This is a genomic window from Flavobacterium beibuense F44-8, assembly GCF_000769915.1.
GTDB lineage: Bacteria > Bacteroidota > Bacteroidia > Flavobacteriales > Flavobacteriaceae > Flavobacterium > Flavobacterium beibuense.
In genome coordinates, this window is the sequence record NZ_JRLV01000023.1 from 19,636 (window position 1) to 43,792 (window position 24,157).

The 24,157-nt window shown below is 37.3% G+C and carries 20 protein-coding genes; 8 read left to right on the forward strand and 12 right to left on the reverse strand.

Annotated elements, in window-relative coordinates:
• The first annotated feature begins 36 nt into the window (after window positions 1–36).
• Entirely contained in the window at window positions 37–390 is a 354-nt protein-coding gene (locus tag Q763_RS15365; RefSeq protein ID WP_035135919.1) for a heavy-metal-associated domain-containing protein, read from the forward strand.
• A gap of 170 nt (window positions 391–560) precedes the next feature.
• Window positions 561–1,859: a hypothetical protein gene (locus Q763_RS15370; RefSeq protein WP_035135964.1), complete on the forward strand. Its 1,299-nt coding sequence runs from the start codon at window positions 561–563 to the stop codon at window positions 1,857–1,859.
• Between the two features lie 29 nt (window positions 1,860–1,888).
• Here the strand turns inward: Q763_RS15370 and Q763_RS15375 are convergent, their stop codons facing one another.
• The 12 genes from Q763_RS15375 to Q763_RS15430 all read right to left on the reverse strand — a co-directional run bounded on the left by Q763_RS15375 (window position 1,889) and on the right by Q763_RS15430 (window position 15,430).
• On the reverse strand, window positions 1,889–4,240 hold the full coding sequence (locus Q763_RS15375; protein ID WP_035135920.1) for a hypothetical protein: 2,352 nt from the start codon (window positions 4,238–4,240) through the stop codon (window positions 1,889–1,891).
• Window positions 4,241–4,294: 54 nt separating this feature from the next.
• On the reverse strand, window positions 4,295–6,670 hold the full coding sequence (locus Q763_RS15380; RefSeq protein ID WP_035135921.1) for a hypothetical protein: 2,376 nt from the start codon (window positions 6,668–6,670) through the stop codon (window positions 4,295–4,297).
• 122 nt (window positions 6,671–6,792) lie between these two features.
• Window positions 6,793–8,427, reverse strand: a complete 1,635-nt coding sequence (gene groL, locus Q763_RS15385; RefSeq protein WP_035135922.1) for a chaperonin GroEL — start codon at window positions 8,425–8,427, stop codon at window positions 6,793–6,795.
• Between the two features lie 43 nt (window positions 8,428–8,470).
• Window positions 8,471–8,746 carry a co-chaperone GroES gene (locus Q763_RS15390; RefSeq protein WP_035135923.1) on the reverse strand — a complete coding sequence of 92 codons (276 nt, stop codon included), beginning with the start codon at window positions 8,744–8,746 and terminating at the stop codon, window positions 8,471–8,473.
• A 145-nt stretch (window positions 8,747–8,891) separates the two neighbouring features.
• Window positions 8,892–9,245 (reverse strand): preprotein translocase subunit SecG, encoded by a 354-nt coding sequence (gene secG / locus Q763_RS15395; RefSeq protein ID WP_035135924.1) that lies wholly within the window; start codon window positions 9,243–9,245, stop codon window positions 8,892–8,894.
• Window positions 9,238–10,266 carry a tetratricopeptide repeat protein gene (locus Q763_RS15400; protein WP_035135925.1) on the reverse strand — a complete coding sequence of 343 codons (1,029 nt, stop codon included), beginning with the start codon at window positions 10,264–10,266 and terminating at the stop codon, window positions 9,238–9,240. Before Q763_RS15400 ends, secG begins: the two co-directional genes overlap by 8 nt.
• Before the next feature lie 32 nt (window positions 10,267–10,298).
• Window positions 10,299–10,802: an LptE family protein gene (locus Q763_RS15405; protein ID WP_035135927.1), complete on the reverse strand. Its 504-nt coding sequence runs from the start codon at window positions 10,800–10,802 to the stop codon at window positions 10,299–10,301.
• Between the two features lie 36 nt (window positions 10,803–10,838).
• The gene (locus Q763_RS15410; protein WP_035135928.1) at window positions 10,839–11,348 is read right to left on the reverse strand and encodes an LptE family protein; all 510 of its coding nucleotides are present in this window, start codon (window positions 11,346–11,348) and stop codon (window positions 10,839–10,841) included.
• Between the two features lie 9 nt (window positions 11,349–11,357).
• Window positions 11,358–12,650 carry a sigma-54 interaction domain-containing protein gene (locus tag Q763_RS15415; protein WP_035135965.1) on the reverse strand — a complete coding sequence of 431 codons (1,293 nt, stop codon included), beginning with the start codon at window positions 12,648–12,650 and terminating at the stop codon, window positions 11,358–11,360.
• A gap of 15 nt (window positions 12,651–12,665) precedes the next feature.
• Window positions 12,666–13,196, reverse strand: a complete 531-nt coding sequence (locus Q763_RS15420) for a YcxB family protein (RefSeq protein WP_035135929.1) — start codon at window positions 13,194–13,196, stop codon at window positions 12,666–12,668.
• Window positions 13,197–13,198: 2 nt separating this feature from the next.
• Complete coding sequence (gene miaB, locus Q763_RS15425) at window positions 13,199–14,647, reverse strand: tRNA (N6-isopentenyl adenosine(37)-C2)-methylthiotransferase MiaB (RefSeq protein WP_035135930.1); 1,449 nt, start codon at window positions 14,645–14,647, stop codon at window positions 13,199–13,201.
• 75 nt (window positions 14,648–14,722) lie between these two features.
• A complete protein-coding gene (locus Q763_RS15430) occupies window positions 14,723–15,430 on the reverse strand; it encodes a hypothetical protein (protein ID WP_035135931.1) in 708 nt (235 codons plus the stop codon).
• A gap of 220 nt (window positions 15,431–15,650) precedes the next feature.
• On the opposite strand from Q763_RS15430, the gene topA reads away from it, so the two are divergent.
• The 6 genes from topA to porN all read left to right on the forward strand — a co-directional run bounded on the left by topA (window position 15,651) and on the right by porN (window position 24,149).
• Window positions 15,651–18,155 carry a type I DNA topoisomerase gene (topA, locus tag Q763_RS15435; RefSeq protein ID WP_035135932.1) on the forward strand — a complete coding sequence of 835 codons (2,505 nt, stop codon included), beginning with the start codon at window positions 15,651–15,653 and terminating at the stop codon, window positions 18,153–18,155.
• 3 nt (window positions 18,156–18,158) lie between these two features.
• The gene (locus Q763_RS15440; protein ID WP_035135933.1) at window positions 18,159–19,310 is read left to right on the forward strand and encodes a formimidoylglutamase; all 1,152 of its coding nucleotides are present in this window, start codon (window positions 18,159–18,161) and stop codon (window positions 19,308–19,310) included.
• A 163-nt stretch (window positions 19,311–19,473) separates the two neighbouring features.
• Window positions 19,474–20,853, forward strand: a complete 1,380-nt coding sequence (gene porK / locus Q763_RS15445) for a T9SS ring complex lipoprotein PorK/GldK (protein ID WP_035135934.1) — start codon at window positions 19,474–19,476, stop codon at window positions 20,851–20,853.
• Window positions 20,854–20,918: 65 nt separating this feature from the next.
• On the forward strand, window positions 20,919–21,551 hold the full coding sequence (gene porL, locus Q763_RS15450) for a type IX secretion system motor protein PorL/GldL (RefSeq protein WP_035135935.1): 633 nt from the start codon (window positions 20,919–20,921) through the stop codon (window positions 21,549–21,551).
• 60 nt (window positions 21,552–21,611) lie between these two features.
• Entirely contained in the window at window positions 21,612–23,177 is a 1,566-nt protein-coding gene (gene porM / locus Q763_RS15455) for a type IX secretion system motor protein PorM/GldM (RefSeq protein WP_035135936.1), read from the forward strand.
• A 45-nt stretch (window positions 23,178–23,222) separates the two neighbouring features.
• Window positions 23,223–24,149, forward strand: a complete 927-nt coding sequence (gene porN / locus Q763_RS15460) for a type IX secretion system ring subunit PorN/GldN (protein WP_035135937.1) — start codon at window positions 23,223–23,225, stop codon at window positions 24,147–24,149.
• Window positions 24,150–24,157: the final 8 nt, after the last annotated feature.

A 24,157-nucleotide genomic window follows, 5' to 3' on the forward strand; every position in this document is an offset into this window, starting at 1 on the left:
AAAAAAGTATATATTTAACATTCAAAAAAATAAATCATGAAAAACATACTATTAGTAGTGTTGGTAACTCTTTTCGGATTAACAGCACAGGCACAGGATAAAGAAGTTAAAAAAAGTAAGAACGCTAAATATGAGGTTGCTGTAAACGGTAACTGCGATATGTGCAAAAAGCGTATTGAAAAAGCGGCTTTCAGCGTGAAAGGTGTTAAGTCGGCCGAGTGGCATGCAGATCATCAGGACCTTCATATTATAATGGATGAGAACAAAAGCAGTATTGATGATGTTTGTAAAGCTGTAGCTAAAGCAGGACATGATACTGAACTGGTAAAAGCAACTGAAGAAGATTTCAATAAATTGCATACCTGCTGTATGTATGACCGTATGGAATAGATAAACAGATAAAAAAGTAAATCCCGAATTCAATTCGGGATTTTTTTTGCCCTATTGTTATTAAAATAGCTTATTTATTCACTTTTTTATAGTTAAAGCAAGGGGTTTGATTGTGCCCTACAGGCGGAATCATTAAATTGCATGTACTTACTATTAACCATAATCACCGTATGAAAAACCTAAAGTATGCGCTGGCCTTTTTGGGGCTATCGGCAACATTTTTACCTGAAAGTACACAGGCACAGGAATTTTTTAAAGACCGGAAACTCTACCTTAATGAAGACGGAAGTAACTATGTGAAATTTACCTTTATGACCCAAGCCTGGCTTAGAAGTATGGATTATAATCCGGGAACTACCATAAACGGAGTTGAGAAAAACAATGGTACCGATATTGGTATACGCCGTTACAGGGTACAAATGTATGGACAGCTTACTGATAGGGTTTTTGCGTATAGTCAGTTTGGAGAAAATAATTTCAATACTATATCCGAAAGGAAACTGGGCTTTTTTGTACACGATGCTTATGGCGAATATGCTGTAGATAAAACGAAGCTTTCCATAGGTGTAGGTTTATCAGGCTGGAGTGGTTTGTCACGTTTCTCGTCGCCTTCCGTTGGCTCCATTTTAGGGATAGATGCACCGTTGTTTTTACAAACGACCAATGATGTGAACGATCAGTTTTTAAGGAAGCTTTCGGTGTTTGTAAAAGGTAAGCTGGGTAAGCTGGACTATCGCCTGCAAATGGCCGATCCGCTGGAAGTTAAAGACTCACCCCCGATAGTTAACGAAGCTACTTTCTCTACCGATCCGTCTGAAATGCAATGGAACGGTTATTTCCAATACCAGTTTTTGGATCAGGAGTCTAACATGACGCCTTACTTAACCGGAACGTATCAGGGTAAAAAGAAGGTGTTTAATATAGGAGCAGGTTTTATTTACCAGAAGGATGCGATGTGGATGCTTAACACTACAGGAGATGTGGAGAAAAGCGATATGGTTCACTTTGCTGCCGATGTATTTTATGATGCTCCTATAGGTGCTGGCGGGCAGGCTGTAAGCTTTTACGGTAATGTAACCAGTTATGATTTTGGGAAAAATTATATTCGTAATGGTGGTGCAATGAATCCGGCAAACGGAAGTAATAATCCCGTAATGCTAAACGGAGGAGGGAACAGTTTCCCAATGTATGGTACAGGTACTGTGATTTATGCGCAGGCAGGGTATAAATTTAAAGATAACCTTATAGGGCAAACTACCTTAATGCCTTATGTGTCATTACAGCATGCCGACTATGACAGGCTGAACGATGCTATGAACTTTTTTGATGCCGGAGTTAACTGGCTATTGGACGGGAATGTATCTAAGTTTACCGTAGCTTATCAAAACAGGCCTATTTATAATTTAGGCGGAGAGAAAACCGGGAGTAAGGGCGCTTTTATAGCTCAGTATCAGGTTTTGTTCAACTAATAAAAGCGGGTTTATTACCCGCTTTTTTATTATAAGTTAATAGTTATGACCTGAGAAATGATTTTACCTTCGGGCGAAAATCCTTCAATAATTAATTTAGCTTCTCCTTTATATGCCTGCGGAATACTAAAACTAAATTTTCCATTCTCATCACTAACGGTTGTGGGTATCCAGTGAATTAGCCCGTAATTATTAAAACCGCTACCACTGTAACCGTTTGTATATGTAGTGTTTGTGAAAGGTTTTATTTTTTCAAATCCGTTTTCTAAAACATAGTTGTATACAGGCTTATCTTTAAGTGCACTAAAAGCTTTTCTTTTACGGTATATTTTAATTATACCAATCCTGTTTTGTAATGTTGGTACCGACATGTGTTTGTTAATGTAAAACTCATCTATTTCACTAGTTAATATGTCTCTTAAAATATCCAGTTTTACCAGGCGGTAATCATCAAGAAATACATCGGGCGAGTTTTTTAGTCCTTTTACAAATGTATTTTTCGAACGTCCGTAAACAGCAACGGCACTATCGGGCCTGTTTCTTACCTCAAAGCCTTCATATCTTATAAGGTCAAGAACTGTAGGAAAGCCTATACTTTCGGCTTCAGTAATTTTTCTGCCCCTTAGCTGTCCGTTACCAAATGCTACTGCATGTTTAAGTTTTTCTCTTTTCTCTTCAATAACAACATCTTTAAGTCTAATAGCCTCTTCTTGTATGTTAGGTAAATCAGTAAATGGTTCATCAACTTTATCGGTTATGCATCTCTTTTCATTAGGGGTAAATGGATGGTTGTACTGTGATGTGTTGTTAAGGGTTCTTAAGTAAATTTTCGGAGTTATATTTTTGTCGTTTTCCAGTAGCTCAAAATCAAGTTTACAGGAATCGGCTAATATGAGATTATCAAAATAAAACTCGTTATTGTTTACAATTTCAGCTTCTTCGTCGATAATAGTACCAAATGAGGTAACTTTAACCAAATATTTTTTTCCGCGCTTTAGCTTTTGATTAATAACTCCTTTTATTTTTAATCCCATGTCAAAAGTGTAGTTTTCTTTTGGCGGATTTTGTTTCATAGTTTCCCAAATATATTTGCTGTTGCTGCAAATTAGGTATAGGTCGAGGTTTTTATTAGTTTCTTTACTATTATTGAAATACTCTGAAATATTTATATCAGGATGGTTTTTAATATAAGGAGCAAGTAAGAAGTCATTGAGAATGCTATTATTATTAAGGGTTTTAGTTTGTAAAGGCAGTACAGTAATGCTTAAATTAGTGTTAGCTGTAGTTTGGGCTGTAAATAGTATGTTGCCATTTTCCTGTATAGTTTCAATAATATTTACGGGGATATCATTTTCAAAATCTTTATATATAAGCCTTTGTGCTACTTCATTTAAATCACTGTCTATTATCCGTATTGTAGTTAGTCCGTCAAATAAATAATTATCAGTAATTAACATTTCCTGATCTGTAACGTTATCAGTGAACTTAGTTTCCAGTAAAAAGGCATTGTCATCTTTATGTATTAGTATATAAAAGGGTTTGTTTTCTATGTCAGGGTAAGTATCTTTATTTGTTTTTAATTCAAGCAAAGAAGCATCATTGCCTGTTTTGTTAGTGAACTTAAGAGTAATCCCCTTTTTTTGTGCTTTGGGTAGGGCTGTTTTATAGGTTTTATTAAGAAAAGTTACTTTTAATGAGTCTGTTGTGATTTCTTCAACAGCATAATATTCAAATTTTCCGTAACCATTGTTGTCAAGAGGTATAGTTTGAATTATTTCATTATGGCTGTAAAGATTAACTTCGGTAACAGGTAAGGGCTGATTTTTGCATCCCTTAACCGATACTACCAAAGTATTTGTTTTATTTTTAAGAAATGTTCCTCCTTCAGGGTATGTTGTTATTTCAATACCTGCATCGTTTGTTGTGCTTTGACCCGGAGTGTTTGGGTTAATTACTTCAATTTTATATATGGCAGACTGGTCTTCTTTAAAATTATTCATCCAGTTAGTATAAAACTGTAAATAATAAGTGCCCGAAACCATGTTAGGAGGGAGCTCAAAATTTCCTTCAAAGGAGCCTAAGCTACCGTATAGTAATTTTGAATCTAAAGTTTTGTTTTCAGCATTTTTTAGTACTGCAAAAATGTTTGTTGTAGTAAAAAAAGGTGTGTTTTTTTTACTATAGTATACATAACCTTTAAACCATATACTTTCGTTAGTAATGAAAGTGGTTTTATTAAAATGTACATGTATATTTTCTCTCTCAAGGGAAAAGTAATTTTTGACTATCGATGAGATTTCCTGTACTTTATTTTCTTGTCCGTAAATAGGTAATGCTATTAAGATACAGAGAAATATTATTGTTGTAAGGCGCTTTTTCATAGTTTGGGGAAGTTACAAAAAAAGAGGGTGTTAAATACTTTAACACCCTCTTTTTTATAAGTTTACTGTTTTTATTTCCGAAACCATTTTACCGTCGGGGGCAATGCCTTCTATAAGTATTTTAACTTTGCCCGAATAAAGTTTAGGTATACTAAAGCTAAACTCTCCTTTGTCATCTGTAATAATTGTAGGATGCCAGTCTATCAGTCCGAAGTTTTGGAAACCTATATCATCATAAGTTGAAAGGTATTCAGCGTTTTTGAATTCGCTGTTTTCCTCAAATCCTTTTTTTATAAGAAAGGAGACTTCAGGTTTTTTGCTTTTTGATTTAAACCCTCCTCCCGGTTTTAGGTAAATTTTGATTATCCCCATTTTATTATCAACTCCGGGAACTGCAATATGCTGATTGATATATAGCTCTTCAACTTCTGAGGTCTGAATGCCATCCAGAACATCAAAACTCATTAATTGCCAGGTGTTCATATAAACCATTGGTGTTGTTGGCTGTCCTTGAAAAGTATTTACGGTTCTTCCGGTAATATTAATATCGCCCATTGGGGTTTTGGTTACATCAAAACCATGGTATCTTATAAAATCCAGCAGGTAAAAAAAGCTAATAGCATCGTCTTCGCTAATTTTGTAGCCTCTTAGTAAGCCGTTACCGGAACCTCTGGCATATTTTAAACTCTTTTTAGCATCTCCGTCAATAGTTATGTTTTCCAGCATAACGCTTTGAGAGTTATATTTTGGTAAAGCAATTTTTGAATCAGGATTTGAAGTGTAGTCTACACAGGAAACTTTAACAGGTTTATAAGGTTTATTAAACGGTCTTATATTATTTGAAACCTGAGGGGTTAATTTTAAGGGCTCTGGCTTTTGTCCCGGTTTAACCAAAGAGAAACTTACATTACATGAATCAGGGACAATTAAATTGTTAATATAGAATTCATTCTTATCGGTTACATAAGCTCTTTCATTTAGTAAGCCTTTAAAAGAGGAAATTATAACATAATGTCCTTTTAATGATTTTTTCTTATTTATGATGCCTTTTAGAGATAAACCAATGTCAAACGAATAGTTTTGTTTAGGAGGATTATTTTTTATACTGTGCCAGTTGTATTTGCTGGTTTGGCACATTAAGAACAAATCAAGCTCATACTTGCTGGTTCGTGATAGGTCACTAAAATATTGCTTTGCAGTAGTTTTTACCTGTCCGTTAATATAAGGGGAAAGGAGGAAATCACCATAAATGTCTTCTTTCTCAGTTATACTTATTGTGTTTTCAGGTAAAACAGATACGCTAAGGCTCATGCTACTGCTGTTTACTTTTCCTTTAAATTCTACGGTTCCGTTATCATCAAATGTTTTTTTGATATCGGTATTTATAGTGTTTTCAGGATATACGTAAAACAGTCGCTGTCCTATTTCGTTAAGATTGGTATCCAGAATGCGCAGTGTGTTTATTCCTTCAAAAAGGTCTTTGTTTTGAAGCAGTATAGTTTGCTCCAGTTGGTTGTCATTAAATGAGAAATCAATAACAGATGTTTTGTTGTCTTTGTTTATGACAACATAATATTTTTTACCCTTAATCTCGTTGTAGGTAAAGGAGTTGGTTTTAAGCTTAATAATAGTTTTATTGGCTATTACATAGCTGTTTACGTCCATAATGATTCCTTTTGCCTCAATAGGAGGTAAGGGCTGACTGTATTTGTTTCCGTTTAATTCTATTTGTACAGTATAATCTGCTGAGTTGTTTACAGAAATGTCAAATTTGCCATAGCCTAACTTGTTTAAAGTTATCTCTTTTGTTTCTTCTCCTTTATTGTTTAGCACTATTGCCTTATCAATATTAAGAGGAGTATTGTCGCATCCGGTTACATGTACTGCTATGGTGTTTGTACAATCGCTAATAAAGTTGCCTTCGGGTTTTAGGATTATATTTATCTCGGCTTCTGCATTTTTAGTTAGGGATGCCGGTATACCTGTTTCTTCATTTATAACTGTTATGTCGTATACAGAAGACTCGTCCTCAGTAAAGTTATTCATCCAGTTAGTGTAAAACTGGATGTAGTATTTTCCGGACTTTAAACTGCTGTCAAGTTTAAAATTTCCGGTAAAATCACCAAGGTTGCCATACAGGAGTTTTGTTTCTAAAACAGTTCCGTTTTCGTCAATAAGGTTTGCGAAAATATTTACGCAGGAGAAGAAAGGAATATTGTATTTTCTGTGAAATACATAACCTTTAAACCAAACGCTTTCACCTGTTAAAAAAACATTTTTGTCAAAGTGTGCATGAATGTTTTCACGTTCGAGAAGGAAGTAGTCTTCAAATTTCTTTGCAATCTCTTCTTTTTTGGATTGTTGTGCAAAACTGGCTAATCCGTTTGCGAGTGCAATGCATAGCAGCAATGCTTTAATTTTCTTTTTCATGTAGGTGTGATTGTTATTTTGCAATTATTTTTTGGTTTTGCTAAAGTATGCCTTTTTCAATTATTTTAAAAAAGAAAAGGAGCCCTAAGGCTCCTTTGTCTATATTGTTGTGATGCTTGTTATTACATCATTCCAGGCATTCCGCCACCCATTGGCATTCCGCCACCGGCAGCACCTTCTTCTTTAATGTCAATTAAAGCACACTCTGTTGTAAGGATCATACCTGCAACCGAAGCAGCATTTTCAAGCGCTACACGTGTTACTTTTTTAGGGTCAATAACACCAGCACCAAGCATGTCTACATACTCATCTGTTTTAGCATTGTAACCAAAGTCACCAGTCCCTTCGGCAACTTTTGCAACTACTACAGATCCTTCAAGACCGGCATTTTCAACGATTGTTCTAAGTGGAGCTTCAACAGCACGTGAAACAATCTGGATACCTGTAGCTTCGTCAGCATTGTCAGCATCAATGTTAGCAAGTACAGCTTTAGCTCTAAGTAAAGCTACACCACCACCGGCTACTATACCTTCTTCAACAGCAGCTCTTGTAGCGTGTAGTGCATCATCAACTCTGTCTTTTTTCTCTTTCATTTCCACTTCACTTGCAGCACCAACATAAAGTACAGCAACACCACCTGCTAACTTAGCAAGACGCTCCTGTAGTTTCTCTCTGTCGTAATCTGAAGTGGTCGACTCTATTTGTGCTTTGATCTGGTTAACTCGGTTTTTGATGTTTTCTGCATCACCGGCACCATTTACAACTGTAGTGTTATCTTTATCTATAGTTACTTTTTCACAAGTACCAAGCATATCAAGTGTTGCATTTTCAAGAGTGTAACCTCTTTCTTCAGCAATTACAGTACCTCCTGTAAGGATAGCGATATCTTCAAGAAGCGCTTTTCTTCTGTCACCAAAGCCAGGAGCTTTAACAGCAGCAATTTTAAGCGCACCTCTTAATTTGTTTACAACAAGTGTAGCAAGAGCTTCGCCATCTACATCTTCAGCAATGATAAGAAGTGGTTTTCCAGACTGAGCTACCGGCTCAAGTACAGGAAGAAGATCTTTCATTGAAGATACTTTTTTGTCGTATAGTAAAATGTAAGGGTTATCCAGTTCCGCTTCCATTTTTTCTGAATTGGTAACAAAGTAAGCCGAAAGGTAACCTCTGTCAAACTGCATACCCTCAACTACGTCAACATAAGTATCAGTACCTTTAGCTTCCTCTACAGTAATAACACCTTCTTTACCTACTTTACCAAAAGCAGTAGCGATAAGCTCACCTATAGATTCGTCGTTATTTGCAGAGATAGAAGCAACCTGTTTGATTTTATCTGTAGTACTTCCTACCTCTTTAGTTTGTTCAGAAAGGTTTTTTACAATAGCTTCAACTGCTTTGTCAATACCTCTTTTAAGGTCCATTGGGTTAGCACCCGCAGCTACGTTTTTAAGTCCTTCCTTAACGATAGCCTGTGCTAAAACAGTTGCTGTTGTAGTACCGTCACCTGCAAGGTCGTTAGTTTTAGAAGCAACTTCTTTCACCATTTGAGCACCCATGTTTTCAAGTGCGTCTTCAAGTTCAACTTCTTTAGCTACAGATACACCGTCTTTAGTTACGGTTGGTCCGCCAAATGATTTGCTTATAATTACGTTACGTCCTTTAGGGCCTAATGTTACTTTTACAGCATTAGCTAACGCATCAACACCACGCTTTAAACCGTCGCGTGCCTCTATATCAAATTTTATCTCTTTTGCCATGTTGTATTCTGGTTATATGTTTTTAAAAAATATTAAACTCTTATTAGATTACTGCAAAAATCTCCTCTTCTTTCATTATAAGGTAATCTTTACCTTCAAATTTAAGCTCGGTTCCTGCGTATTTACCGTATAAAACAGTATCGCCAACCTTAACTGTCATGTCATGGTCTTTAGTTCCGTTACCTACGGCTACTACAATACCTTTTTGTGGTTTTTCTTTAGCAGTGTCAGGGATAAAAATTCCTGAAGCAGTTTGAGTTTCTGCGGCTACGGGCTCAATCAGAACTCGATCTGAAAGTGGTTTAATGTTTAAAGCCATATGAATTACTATTTATGATTATTGTTTTTAAAATTAACTGTTTTGAATTTTTCAGAAATTATGCCAATTCATAAAACTGACAGATTTGTGGCAAAAAAAAAGCCAGCACTGACAGGCTGGCATTTTTTTATATTGTATGTTGAAACTATTCCTGAGCTTCTCCTTCTGTTGTAGCAGGAGTTTCAGTAGCGGCCGGTGCAGCTTCTTCAGTAGCAGCCGGAGCCGTTGTAGTTGGAACAGCACTCTCGTCAATAATACTATTTGTAGTTCCGTTAGAGAAACTTAAAGTAGATAGTAAAATTAAAGCGATTAGAACAGTGGCAAGAGTCCAGGTGCTTTTATCAAGAAAGTCTGTTGTCTTTTGAACACCACCCATCATTTGAGTTCCTCCGAATGAAGAAGATAATCCTCCTCCTTTAGGGTTTTGTACCATAACTACTAAAACCAAAAGGAAACTTACTACTACAATTAGTACCAGAAAAATTGAAAAGTCAACCATTGTTATTTATATTATTATTTTGTTGTAAAATCTTTATATCCGCTATGCGGTCTGCAAAGAAAACACTTTTTTCCGGATATTTCAAAATTAAAATTTCATAAGCTTGAATTGCCTTCTGATATTTTTTTTGTTCCAGGTATACTCTTGCAAGTGTTTCAGTCATAGGCAGCGAGCTGTCACTGCTGCTTTTTTCTATGTTTGCCACGGGTTGGGTGGCATTTCTAACAGGAACTATTTTAGGGTTTGATTCTATAAATTTATCTATAAGTTCCAGTTTTTTATCTAAAGAAGTTTGTCCTGGATTCTCTGTTTCTTCCTTTTTAGGTTCTTCAGTCAGGGTGTTTTCGTCTTCAACTGTGCTTTCCGGTTCTAAAATTGTTGTTTCTTCCGGTTCGGTTTCGCGGTTTATAGGCGTGAGTTTTGAAAGCTGTAGCCATTCCTGAAATGAATGTTGTTCGGCTTTATCGAATTCCAGCGGTTTGCCTATTTCCAGTTTTTTTTCGGTTTCATCCTGTTGAGGTTCCTCTGTCTGTTCCTCCTTTTCTTCACCAGGGGTAAAAACGGGTGAAGTTACTATGGCAGGGATATCGTGAATTTCCTCTTCTTTCCTTTTGTTTTCTTCTGCTTCTTTTATGGTTTGTTCTATAGAACGCTCCAGTCTGTTAGCAGGAGGAGTAGGAGTCTCTGTTTCGTCCGTTTCTGTTTGGAGGGTTTCAGTATCTTTAACGGTGATTTCTTCGATAGCTTTTTCTTTCTCCTCTAAAAAATCCTTTTGAATGCTCTGGAAATTCTCTGAGGTAATAAAGTCAAAAAGTACCGAACGGTCGTTAGTGTGTGATGCCGTTTTTTTAAGCTCCATATTATAACGAAAGCTATCCTGATTGTATAAGCCTTTTAAGTGTATGGCACGCGCACTTTGCAGGTACGGAAATTCGTATAATACGCTCTCCAGATCCATGGTGTGCTTGTCTGTAACACTGTAGGGTTTATTAAGCAGGTATGTAAAATCTTTCGTGTTCAAATGTATTTATTTTAAGGGAGCTTTTTATTTAATTACCATTTTGCCAGCGACTCGTTAAAAACGTCCTGGGTTATTCTTTCAAAAATTTCGTCTAAAGCAGCCGTAAGTACCGATCCTGTAGGTAACGAATCACCGCTAAAGTCATAGTAAAAACTAAACGGTTTTTCAAAATCGTCATCTTCGTTTTTCTTATTGGTAAACCTTACGTTTACCGTAATACTTAACCTGTTTTGAGCAGCACGCTGATCGGCAGTGGCTGTCATTGGTGAGATACGGTATTGGGTAATCTCGCCTTCGTAAACCAAATCACCTCCCGAGTTTGTAAGGGTTAGGTTGGTTTGGTTTTGTATCAGGTCCTGTAACCTTAATGTAAAGGTACGTTCTATACCCGGTTCTACAATTTCGGCACTGTTTTGAAAATAGTTAACCTGGAAAGTTTCGGCATCAATTTTACCTGTTCCTGTAAAGTTATACACACTACAACTGTTTAATGTAGTGGCTACAACTAAAACAAGTATGAATTTTAAATATCTCATTATCCTTTTTTATTAGTAAAGGTTGTGTTTTATTAATTAGGCTTTTGACCAGTTAGTAAGCGACTCGTTAAAAACATCCTGACTTATCCTTTCAAAAATTTCATTAACAGCAGTTGTAAGTACTGATCCTGTAGGGAGGTCGTTCCCGCTGTAATCATAATAAAAGCTGAAAGGTTTTTCAAAATCACCGTCAGGATTATTTTTGTTTGAAAATCTCACATTTACAGTTATGCTTAACCTGTTTTGGGCCGCACCCTGATTAGCGGTAGCTGTCATGGGTGAGATGCGATACTGTGTAATTTCGCCTTCATAAACCAAATCAGGATTAGAGTCGGTTAGGTTAAGGCGGGTTTGGTTTTGTATCAGTTCCTGTAACTTATTAGTGAAACTGCGCTCAATGCCCGGTTCAACCAGTTCAGCATTATTCTGAAAGTGGTTCACCTGAAAAGAATCGGCATCAACACTTATTCCTGTAAAACTATAGGTGTTACAACCACTAAAAGTAGCTGCTATTACAAAAACCAGTATAAATTTTAAATATTTCATTAATCCCTGTTAAAGGTCGTATTGCTTAATCTTTCTGTATAATGTTCTTTCAGATATTCCTAACTCATCGGCAGCAGCCTTACGTTTTCCTTTGTTGCGTTCCAGTGCCTTTTTTATAAGCTCAACTTCTTTTTCATCTAGACGGAGTGTTTCTTCTTCTTCAACAGTCTCTGCAAAAAGGTAATGATCATCGTCATCATCGTCGTCGTCATGATGACTTATTACCGTTTCGGTAGCATGACTTATTTTTTGTGGAGGCATAACCTCTGTACGGATTCTTTCTTCAAAATTATGGTTGTTGTCCTCTGCCGGACTGTTGCCATAAATTCTTTGGATAAGTCCTTTGTTAGACTCCTGTACTTTACTCGTATTCCCGTTTTGCATCAGTTCCATGGTAAGCTTTTTAAGGTCGTTTAAATCGCTTTTCATGTCAAACAGTACTTTGTACAGTATTTCTCTTTCGTTGCTAAAGTCGCCTTCTGCTTTTTTCTCACTAACTACGGCCGGTAGGTTAGTGCCGGTATCCGGTAGATAAGAACGCAGTGCGGAAAGCGAAATGTTACGATTGGTTTCCAGTACTGATATCTGTTCTGCAATATTGCGTAGCTGCCTGATGTTTCCGCTCCAGCGATAGCGCAACAATAACTGTACCGCATCGTCATCCAGCTTAATAGGAGGCATTTTGTATTTGTGCGCAAAATCGGAAGAAAACTTTCTGAACAGCAGGTGGATATCTTCTTTTCGTTCGCGAAGCGGAGGGAGTAAAATCTCTACCGTGCTTAAACGATAGTAAAGGTCTTCCCTGAATCTTCCTTTCTCAATGGCCTCAAACATGTTTACGTTTGTTGCTGCCACGATACGCACATTGGTTTTTTGTACCTGAGACGAACCTACTTTTATAAACTCTCCGTTTTCAAGAACACGAAGCAGCCTAACCTGTGTGGTTAAAGGTAGTTCACCAACCTCGTCAAGGAAAATAGTACCGCCATCGGCAACTTCAAAATACCCTTCGCGGGTAGAAGTGGCTCCGGTAAAGGCTCCTTTTTCGTGACCGAAAAGTTCACTGTCTATAGTCCCTTCTGGTATCGCACCACAGTTAACAGCAATGTACTTGCCGTGTTTTCTGTGAGAGAGTGCGTGTATTATTTTAGGAATACTTTCTTTACCTACACCGCTTTCTCCTGTAACCAGTACCGAAATATCGGTAGGGGCCACCTGTATCGCTTTTTCCAAAGCACGGTTAAGTTTAGGGTCGTTCCCTATAATCTCAAATCGTTGTTTTATGGCTTGTATGTTTTCCATAGGCATTGTCACATTTTATTTTATGAGTGACACTTTGATTTTTGATTGAACAGAATTGAATATATTTTTCATTTCTGTTTGTTGTAATAAATCAATTTGTGACTTATCTAGTATTACAGCCTGGTTTTTACTTATATGTATAAAAAACCATTTTTTTGTTTCTTTTATTTTGTAAAGGTCTTCCCATTTGTATGAAGTGCTAAAATCTTCACCTTCACTTTTATATGAGTTAGGGGTAAAGGTGTAGCTAACATTATTGTAAAACCTGGCATTTTTTTCAAAAGCCTTTTTTGAAGCCTTCTTTATACTTCTCCAAAGTAATAAGGGTATGGCGATTATTGCTATTACATATACAAAAATATCGTAACTGGTATTATCCCTTTCCCTATAGGCATTAAACGGATTTACAAATGTTATAATTGCACTTAATGCTAAAGCGCCATATATTATAAGTAATACCGGACTTCTCCCGATTACTAAATTATATAGACTTGCCTTTGCAAGGTCGTCTTGCTTTAAGGTTTGGGTTATAGTTATATCCGTCATGCTTAATTCATGTCGCTGTAACCTACTGCATCACCAATAAGGGTTGCCGAAGTACAATTGCTGATTTTTACATTTACAAAGTCACCCGGTTTGTAGTTGCCCTCTTTAGGGAATACTACTGTGGTGTTTTGTGAATTACGCCCACTCCAGTGTTCGTTAGAACGTTTAGATTCTTTTTCAATAAGTACTTCAACTGTTTGTCCTACAAAACGCTGGGTTCTTTCAAAAGCCATTTTTTGCTGTAGGTTGATAATCTCTGTAAGTCTACGGTTTTTCACCTCGGCAGGAATATCATCTTCCAGTTTTCTGGCAGCCAGTGTGCCCGGACGCTCAGAGTAGGCAAACATAAACCCGAAGTCATATTTACAATGCTCCATAAGGCTTAATGTGTCCTGATGATCTTCTTCGGTCTCGGTTGGGAAACCTGCAATCATATCCTGAGAAAGTGATATTTCAGGTATAATGCGGTAAATGTTGTTCACAAGCTCCATATATTCCTCGCGGGTGTGCTGGCGGTTCATTGCTTCAAGTACACGTGTGCTACCACTTTGTACCGGCAGGTGGATGTACTTACATATATTATGGTGTTTAGCCATTACTTCAATTACCTCAAGGTGCATATCCTGTGGGTTTGAAGTACTGAAACGGAAACGCATTTTAGGGAACTGTGTAGCAACCATGTCCAGTAACTGGGCAAAATCTACAGCAGTTGCCTTTTGCATTTCGCTGGCTTTTTCAAAATCTTTTTTAAGTCCGCCGCCATACCAAAGGTAGCTGTCTACGTTCTGGCCAAGCAGTGTTACCTCCTTAAAGCCTCTCTCCCATAGTGCAGCAATCTCCTCGGTAATACTTTGCGGGTCACGGCTTCTTTCGCGTCCGCGGGTAAACGGTACCACACAAAACGTACACATGTTGTCACAACCGCGTGTAATGGAAACAAATGCGGTTACCCCGTTACTGTTAAGGCGCACAGGAGCAATGTCTCCATAGGTTTCCTCTTTAGAAAGGATTACGTTAATGGCATCACGTCCTTCTTCTACCTCTTTTAAAAGGTTAGGCAGGTCTTTATAGGCATCGGGGCCTACTACCATATCAACAATTTTTTCTTCCTCCAGGAACTTGCTTTTTAAGCGTTCGGCCATACAGCCTAAAACGCCCACTTTCATTCCCGGGTTTATTTTTTTTATAGCGTTGTACTGATCCAGTCTTTTACGTACAGTTTGTTCTGCCTTATCGCGGATGGAGCAGGTATTAACCAATACCAAATCAGCCTCCTCAAGGTTTTGGGTGGTATTATATCCTTCATTTGCAAGGATGGATGCAACAATCTCGCTGTCAGAAAAGTTCATCTGGCAACCGTAGCTTTCTATAAAAAGCTTTTTGCTGTTTCCGTCTTTTTGCTCTAAAACAAGACTTTCTCCCTGTTTGTTCTCTTCTATAATCTTTTCCATGATTCGCTACTGTAGTGCTTTTTTGAATTCGCAAAGATACTATTTAATTTGTAAAATATGACATATTGACATATTCTATCGGGTTAAATTTGCCGAGTTAAACAAACGTTTTACTCCGGCAATAGATCGTAGTATAAAAGTAAAACCTAAAATCACTAATAAAGCTCCGGCAGATAAGGATGAAGAAGCCAGTAGTCCTGCTAGTATGAATGAGCAACCTGAAGCTATCATCCTGTTTCGGTAATCGTAAAGTTCCACTTTATCTTTTTCAAAATACAATAGGGCCAGCGATATGGTTCCCGATGCTCCTATAAAGAAAACAATGTCCTGATAAGGGTTGTGTTGTTGTATTATGGATAGAGCTACTATGGCAACAGATAGGAGTAAGCCTAAAAATACAGTAGGCTTATCAATTCCGGCTTTTGGAACCCATCGGAATGATTCGGCATAAAAGCTCAGGTTGAAATTTTCATATTCCTCTTCGGTCATGAAACGGCCAGTTAAACATTTCCTTTTTAAAGTGTCCAGGTATTTAAATGGAAAGCGATCCCTGAAGTCCATATACAGACCCAGATATACTTTTTCGTTTTTTGGGATTTTTATTACAGATTTGTAAAAATCAAGTTTAATAATCACTTCTTCAATATCAGAATCTATATTTAATGTGAGTTCCTCACCGTGCATAATTTTGGTGATTAACTGCTTTTTATTATCATAAATTTTAATTTTTCTTATGTGTCCCCAATTATAGGGTAGTAACAGCTTTATATTTATCTCTCTCATAGTGTGGTTGGGATTATGTGTAAAACCCTAAATTTAATAAACTTAGGGTGGAATGGCAATGTGTATTCCGGTTTTTTATTTTGGGTATATATATAATAAGGAGTAGTGTGGTATAAAGAGGTGTTTTAGCATTTATTTGTGATAAAAAAGTATGAATTTGAAATGTCCAAAATTTAATATTTAAAAAAATCCTATACTTTTGCGACAAAGGAAAGCAAATATGGCAAAGAATTTAGTGATCGTTGAGTCGCCTGCAAAGGCAAAAACCATTGAGAAGTTTTTAGGTAAAGATTACCAGGTGGAGTCCAGCTATGGGCATATAGCCGATTTACCCTCAAAGGAGATAGGGGTAGATATAGAAAACGGCTTTAAACCCAAATACCAGGTGTCTTCAGATAAAAAGGCTTTGGTTAAAAAACTTAAGGATCTGTCTAAATCAGCTGAGACAGTTTGGTTAGCGAGTGATGAGGACCGTGAGGGGGAAGCTATAGCCTGGCATCTAGCCGAAGAGCTTAAGCTGGATAAGAGTAAAACCAAGCGTATTGTTTTTCATGAAATTACTAAAATCGCAATCCAGAAAGCGATTGAAAACCCAAGAACTATAGATTACAATCTTGTAAATGCACAGCAGGCAAGAAGGGTGTTGGATAGGTTAGTGGGATACGAACTTTCGCCGGTATTGTGGAAAAAAGTAAAGAGCGGACTTTCTGCCGGGCGTGTACAGTCGGTTTCTGTACGTCTAATTGTAGAAAGAGAACGCGATATACAAAATTTCAATGCTGAGGCTTCTTATTCAATAACTGCCGAGTTTGTTAATGAGGCTGGTAAAACGTTTAAAGCGAGACTTCCTAAAAATTTTGCTACAAAACAGGAAGCGGAGGATTTCCTGAATAAAAATATAGGATCTGAGTATAAGGTAACCGATTTAGAAACCAAACCGGGTAAAAAATCGCCGGCAGCTCCGTTTACCACATCTACACTACAACAGGAGGCATCAAGAAAGTTGTACTTCCCTGTTGGAGTAACCATGATGCTGGCACAGCGACTGTATGAGGCCGGACTTATAACATATATGAGAACGGATAGTGTTAACCTTTCTCAGGAAGCAATGGCTGCTGCCGAAGCAGAGATTACAAAATCTTACGGTAAGGAATACAGCAGGCCGCGTAACTATGCTACAAAAAGTAAAGGCGCACAGGAAGCTCACGAGGCTATCCGTCCTACAGATATGACCCGTCATACGGTAAATATTGACAGGGATCAGGCAAGACTTTACGATTTGATTTGGAAAAGAACAGTAGCTTCTCAAATGAGTGACGCTAAATTAGAGCGTACTAATGTTAAGATAGAAGCTAATAATCATAAAGAAATTTTTGCAGCATCGGGAGAGGTGCTGTTGTTTGAAGGTTTCCTTAAAGTATATCTTGAAGGAAGTGATGATGAGGATGTGGAGCAGGAAGGTATGCTGCCTGTATTAAAAGTAAACGAGAAGCTGCGTAATAATTATATTACAGCTACCGAGCGTTTTTCAAGACCGCCGGCACGTTACACGGAGGCGGCACTGGTTAAAAAACTGGAAGAGCTTGGTATAGGTCGTCCGTCTACTTATGCTCCTACAATTTCTACTATTATAAGCAGAAATTATGTAGAGAAAGGAAGCTTTGAGGGGCAGGAAAGAAAATATGCTCAGCTAACCTTAAAAGCCGGAGCGGTTTCAGAACAGCAATTAAAAGAAAATGTAGGCTCAGACAAAGGAAAACTGGTGCCTACAGATATAGGTATGATTGTGAATGATTTCCTTGTAAATCATTTTGAAACCATACTGGATTATAACTTTACTGCTAAGGTAGAACAGGATTTTGATGAGATTGCATCGGGTAATGAAGACTGGACAAAAATGATGAATGATTTTTACAGTCACTTCCATCCTAATGTAATTGATGTTGAGAAAAATGCCGACAGGGAATCTGGTGAGCGTATTTTAGGTACTGACCCGGATAGCGGAAAACCGGTAAGTGTTCGTTTAGGTAAATTCGGGCCAATGGCTCAGATAGGTGATGCCGAAGATGATGAGAAACGATTTGCCAGCCTGTTGCCGGAACAAAATATAGGTAGCATTACCCTTGATGAAGCTCTTGGTTTATTTATGTTGCCAAAAACATTGGGAACTTACAAAGGAGAAGAGGTAGAGGTGAACAACGGTCGTTTTGGTCCGTATGTTCGTTTCGGTAAAACATTTATCTCACTACCTAAAGGGATGGATCCGCTTGATGTGAACTTTGAAGTGGCATCTAAGCTTATTGCAGAGAAAGAACAGGCTGATGCGCCAATTGGTACTTATCAAAACGAGCCGGTGCAAAAAGGAGTTGGGCGTTTTGGTCCGTTTATCAAATGGAACGGCATGTTTATCAATGTTAATAAAAAATATGACTTTGATAATCTTTCACAGTCGGATATAGTGACTCTTATTGAAGATAAGCTTCAAAAAGACAGGGATAAGCTTATCCATAACTGGGAGGATGAAGGTATAAGGGTTGAAAAAGCCCGTTGGGGACGTTCGGTTATCTTGAAAGGAAAAACCAAAATAGAACTAACCAAAGATGTAGATGCTGAAAAGCTAACGCTGGATCAGGTGAAAGCTTTGATAGAGGAGAAAGCTCCGGTAAAAAAAATTACTAAGAAAGTAACTGCTAAAAAAACAACTGTAAAAACAAAAAAGAAATAAAGTATGGTGTTTGATTTTTTAGAACCTGTAGACGAAAGCTTACTGGAGTTTATAAGTGAACTTCCTGAGCAGTCTCTGGGGAGGAGGGTCAGTATACATACATCTGATGTTTTTCCTGATTTGGATAAAGCAGCTATTGCTATTATAGGTGTTTTAGAAAACAGAGGTTCCCTGGGGCAGGACGAACGTGTTAATCTTGAACATGTAAGAAAGGAATTTTACAACTTGTTTCCGGGTAACTGGCATGCTAATGTTATTGATCTGGGTGATGTAGCGGCAGGGAATACTCCGGAAGATACTTATTATGTTGTAAAGACACTGGTTGAGGAGCTGGTTAAGCAAAAAGTGGTGCCGTTAGTACTGGGAGGTTCGCAGGATATTACCTATGCTATGTATAGAGGTTATGACAGGCTGGAGCAAATGGTTAACCTGGTTTCGATAGACAGTAAGTTTGATTTTGGTAGCGAAGGAGAAGGTCTTACAGCTAACTCATATTTAACTAAGATAATCGTAGAAGAACCCAATAATCTTTTTAATTTTAGCAACGTAGGCTATCAAACGTATTATAATTCTCAGGAAGAGATCGATTTGATTGAGAAATTGTATTTTGACGCTTACCGTTTAGGTGAAATAAGTAATAATTCGACGATTGCGGAGCCTGTTTTTAGGGATGCAGATATCGTTTCTGTCGATATGACGGCTGTAAAATCCAGTGATTCCGGTAATTATGTTAAATTTATCCCAAATGGCTTTGATGGCAAAGAAATTTGTATTTTAGCGCGGTATGCAGGGATAAGTGATAAGGTTACATCGTTTGGAGTATTCAATCACAATAATTCTGCTCAGGAGTCCGTTTTAATAGCACAGGTGTTGTGGTATTTTATAGAAGGCTTTCATTACAGGTCTAATGAGTATCCTTTTGGAAGTAAAGAACACTATCTTAAATACATTGTTCCTCTGGAAGACGAGGAACTGGTTTTTTATAAGAGCGACAGGACAGACAGATGGTGGATAGAGATACCATATGTGTCTCACGTTAATAATAAATTAACAAGAAATACGTTGTTACCTTGTACACACGAAGATTATAAGGGGGCATGTGGTAGTGAGATACCGGAAAGATGGTGGAAGGCTCAGCGAAAAAACATTATTTGATGATAATGTTATAAAATGAGCATAGTTTTATTTAGATTTTCTTAAAGTTACCATTAGATTACTTTTTGTTTAGGTTTTTTTAGGAAAAAAATTGTTTTTTTGAAAATAAATAAATAGGTTTACGCCCTTAAAAAATAGAATTACATTAATAACCCAATTTTATATGAAGAAGTTCATTGCATTAACAGCAACTTTAACATTTTTAATTAGCTGTGGTTCTAGCGACCGCGGAGAGCTTGTAGGTGTTAAAGGCAGAAAGTGGAGGCCTGAAAAGCCTTATGGTATGACTTTGGTTCCTGGAGGTGCTTACATTATGGGTAAATCGGACGACGATTTGGCTAATGTACAGGATGCTCCAACTAAGACTGTAACTGTTCGTTCGTTTTACATGGATGAAACAGAGATTACCAATAGTGAATACCGTCAGTTTGTTGAATGGGTTAAAGATTCTACTATCAGAACAAGACTTGCTATTCTTGCAGAAGAAATGGGTCAGACTCCAGGTAGCGGTGGTATCGGTGAGTATGCATTCATGGATCAGACAGAAGAGGAGAAATCTCCTTACGATCAGTATATGTATGATAATTACTACAGTATTGGTACTGATGATGATCCGTTTGCCGGTAGAAAGCTTAACCATAAAGTAAAGCTTATCGACGATCCTCAAAAATACCCGGATGAGTACTATGTTGAGGTTATGGATTCTATGTATCTTCCTGCTTCTGAGTCTTACAATGGTTTAAGAACTATTGATGTTTCTAAACTTGTATTTGCTTATTCCTGGATGGATATTCAGGCTGCTGCAAAAGATAAGTCTAAGAATACAAGAACTAAGAGAAGTAAGTATTTGAAAAAAGAGAGAGTAGATGTTTATCCTGATACAACAGCTTGGATTAAAGATTTTGCTTACTCTTATAATGAGCCAATGCATAATGATTATTTCTGGCATCAGGCTTACGGAGAGTATCCGGTTGTAGGTGTGACCTGGCAACAGGCAAAAGCATTTTGTGCTTGGAGAACACTTTACAAAAATGCTTATCAAAAAGATAAAGGAAGACAGTTTGTAAACTCTTTCCGTTTACCAACTGAGGCAGAATGGGAGTATGCTGCAAGAGGTGGCCTGGAATCAGGTACATTCCCTTGGGGTGGTCCATATGCTAAAGGTGACAGAGGTTGTTTCCTTGCTAACTTTAAACCAAACAGAGGTGACTATGCTGCAGACGGTGCGCTATACACTGTAGAAGCTAAGTCATACGATCCAAACGATTACAATCTTTACAACATGGCAGGTAACGTTTCTGAGTGGACAGATTCTTCATACGATGCTTCATCTTATGAGTATGTTTCTACAATGAACCCTAACGTTACAGATCACCAAAATCAACGTAAAGTAATTCGCGGAGGATCATGGAAGGATGTTGCTTACTTCCTTCAGGTGAGTACGAGAGATTATGAGTATGCAGATTCTGCAAGAAGCTTTATCGGTTTCAGAACAGTGCAGGATTACATGGGTACTCAAAATACACGTAACACAATTAACTAATAACCAATTTTAATAACTTGAATATTTAATTGATTAACTTAACTAAAAACTAAAAATTATTTATTATGGCACTACCTAAAAGAGTTATGAATTTCGCCTACGGTATGGGGGCAGCAGTTGTAATCATCGGAGCATTATTTAAGCTTATGCACTGGCCAGGTGCAAGTCCAATGCTTATCATCGGTCTAAGTGTTGAGGCATTTATCTTCGGTCTTTCTGCTTTTGATCCAGTTGAGAAAGAATTAGACTGGTCTCTTGTTTATCCTGAACTAGCTGGTGGAGAGCCAACTAAAAAAGGTCAGAAAAAAGAAGATCCGAAAGAAGCTCAGGGGTTATTATCTCAAAAATTAGATAACCTGTTAAAAGAGGCTAAAATTGACGGTGAGTTAATGGCTAGCTTAGGTAACAGTATCAAAAACTTCGAATCTGCAGCTAAAGGAATTTCTCCTACAGTAGACTCTATCGCTTCTCAAAAGAAATACAGCGAAGAGATGTCTACAGCAGCAGCTCAAATGGAATCTCTAAACAGTCTTTACAAAGTACAGTTAGAAAGTGCTTCTCGTAATGCTGAAGCTAACAAAGAGATTGCTGAGAACGCTTCTCAATTAAAGCAACAAATGCAGCAAATGACTCAAAACATCGCTTCATTAAACAATGTTTATGGCGGAATGCTTTCTGCTATGGGTAACAGAGGCTAATTGACTGATTAGTTTTATTTAAATATTTTTTAACCAAAAAACAAAAAAACTAATTAGGAAATGGCAGGAGGAAAATTAACCCCTAGGCAGAAGATGATTAACCTGATGTATCTGGTTTTCATCGCTATGATGGCTCTTAATATGTCAAAAGAGGTATTATCCGCTTTTGGTCTTATGAACGAGAAGTTTGAAGACGTTAATGCGTTCGCGAAAGATTATAATAATACGCTTTACGCTGACTTACAAACTAAATCAAAAGAAAACGCATCTCAGTATGCTGAGCCTTTTGAAAAAGCTAAAAAAGTTAAACCTGTAACAGATGCTTTTTATGCTTATATAGAAAACCTTAAAGGTGATATCACTAAAGAGGTTGAGAAAACTGAGGACGGAAAGCTTCCTTATGAAGCGATGGATAAAGGTGATAAAATAGATGAACTATGGTTTAGTGGTGACGGATACTCTGCTAAGGGTAAAGAAATCATTGCTACTATAGAGAAATATAAAAGTGACCTTATCTCTATTCTTGGAAAAAGTAATGAATACAAAATCATTGTTCAGGACATCAATCGTAAATTTAATTTAGGAGATGTTACTGACGGTGAAGGTGTAAAGAAAAAATATCTTGACTATCATTACAAAGGATTCCCTGCAATTGCTTCTTTAACAAAACTTACTGCTATGCAGAATGATGTTAAGAAAACTGAGCAGGATATCTATAATGCTTTAGTAGGTAATACTACTGCAACTATTGCATCTATGAATAACTATCAGGCAATCGTTGTAACTGAAAAATCAGCATTCTTTGCTGGTGAGCCGGTAAAAGGTACTATTGTACTTGGTCGTTATGATGATTCTACAGTTCCAACTTCTGTTGAGCTTAATGGTAGCCCGGTAGATCTTGATAAAGCTCTTAAAGGTGGTCAGGTTAACTTTGAATTTGGTGCTGGTAATATAGGTGAGCATGAAATTGGTGGTAAGTTTACATTCGTAGAAAACGGTAAGCCAGTTAACATTGATATTAAAGGTAACTATGTAGTTGTACCAAAACCTAACTCTGCTACAATTTCTGCGGATAAAATGAACTCTGTTTACCGTGGTGTTGATAACCCAATGACAATTTCTTTTGCAGGTATTCCTGAAAGTGATGTTAATGCATCTGCTCCTGGTTTAAGAAAAGTTGGAAACGGTAAATACGTTTGGAAAGTTGACGGTATTTCAGGTAAAACTGCTACAGTTACTGTAACAGGTAAATTACCTGGCGGTCAAACAGTAAGCGATAAAAAGACATTTAATATTAGACAAATTCCTGCACCGCTACCTAAATTAAGAGGTAAGGTTGGGTCTGGAAAAGGTAACAAAAATGACCTTTCTAACTCTACTATTGATATTGATTTCTCTGATTTCGTATTTGATATCAAAACAAACGTTAAATCATTTGAAGTTTATGTTCCTGGTAGTCCTGCAATTATTTGTCAGGGTAACAGATTCAATGCTCAGGCTCTAAAAGCTATTTCTAAAGCTGCAAGAGGTGATCAGGTTATCATTACTAATATTAAGTATGATATTATAGGTGCTGGCCAATATATTCCTCAGCCATCTGGGGCATTTAACTGGGAAGTACAATAATTTTATTTAAAAGAACGTTTTTCTTTTATAATTTAGAATTAAAATATGAATAGTAGAAAAATTTTATTAGCGGCTCTTTGTGTTTTACGTGCTGGATCAGCTTTTGCTCAATCTAACGTGCTTAATGCAAAAACACCGGATGAGATAGGTAAGAAGACCGAGGCTGAAATGGTTGCGGACAATGATAACCCACTACCTTACGGTTATGTAGGAGATAGAGATATCCTGTTCAGTAAGAGAGTGTGGGAAGTGATAGACCTTGACGAGAGAATTAATTTCCCTTTGTATTTTCCGGTTGAAGATAACCTGGGCGAAAATAGAAAGTCTCTATTCAATGTTTTAACGACTGCAATTAAAGATGGTGAATTAACAGAGGTTTATGGTGATTCTTATTTCAGGGATAAAATTACTCCTGAAAATATTGAACAGTTATTTAGTTACAAAGAACTTAATAGCTACGGTATCGAAACTATGAACCAGTATATGGGTAGTACCGAGGATGAATTGAAGGCTAAAGGCATTTTAACTGCCGAGCACTATGACACTTCAGAAGTTACTGCTGCAGACGTTACTAAGTACATGATTGAAGGGTACTGGTATTTTGATAAGAGACAGGGTGAATTAAAGTACAGAATGATAGGTATATGTCCTATGGCTGTTGATGCCCTTACTAAAATGAGGATGGGTGATTCGGCTGAGCCAATCCAATTATTCTGGGTTTACTTCCCTGCTGCAAGAGATATTCTGCACAGAGAAGATGCATTCAACCCAAGAAACTCTGCAATGCCAATTACTTTTGATCACCTGTTAAACTCAAGACGTTTTTCAGCTACTATGATTAAAGTTGAAAACGAATATGGTGACAGACTTATTGAGGACTATTTAAAAGATAATTCACAAATGCAGCTTCTTGAAGCTGAGCGCCTAAAAGAGGTTATTCGTAACTTTGAGCAGGATATGTGGAATTACTAATAAGTAGT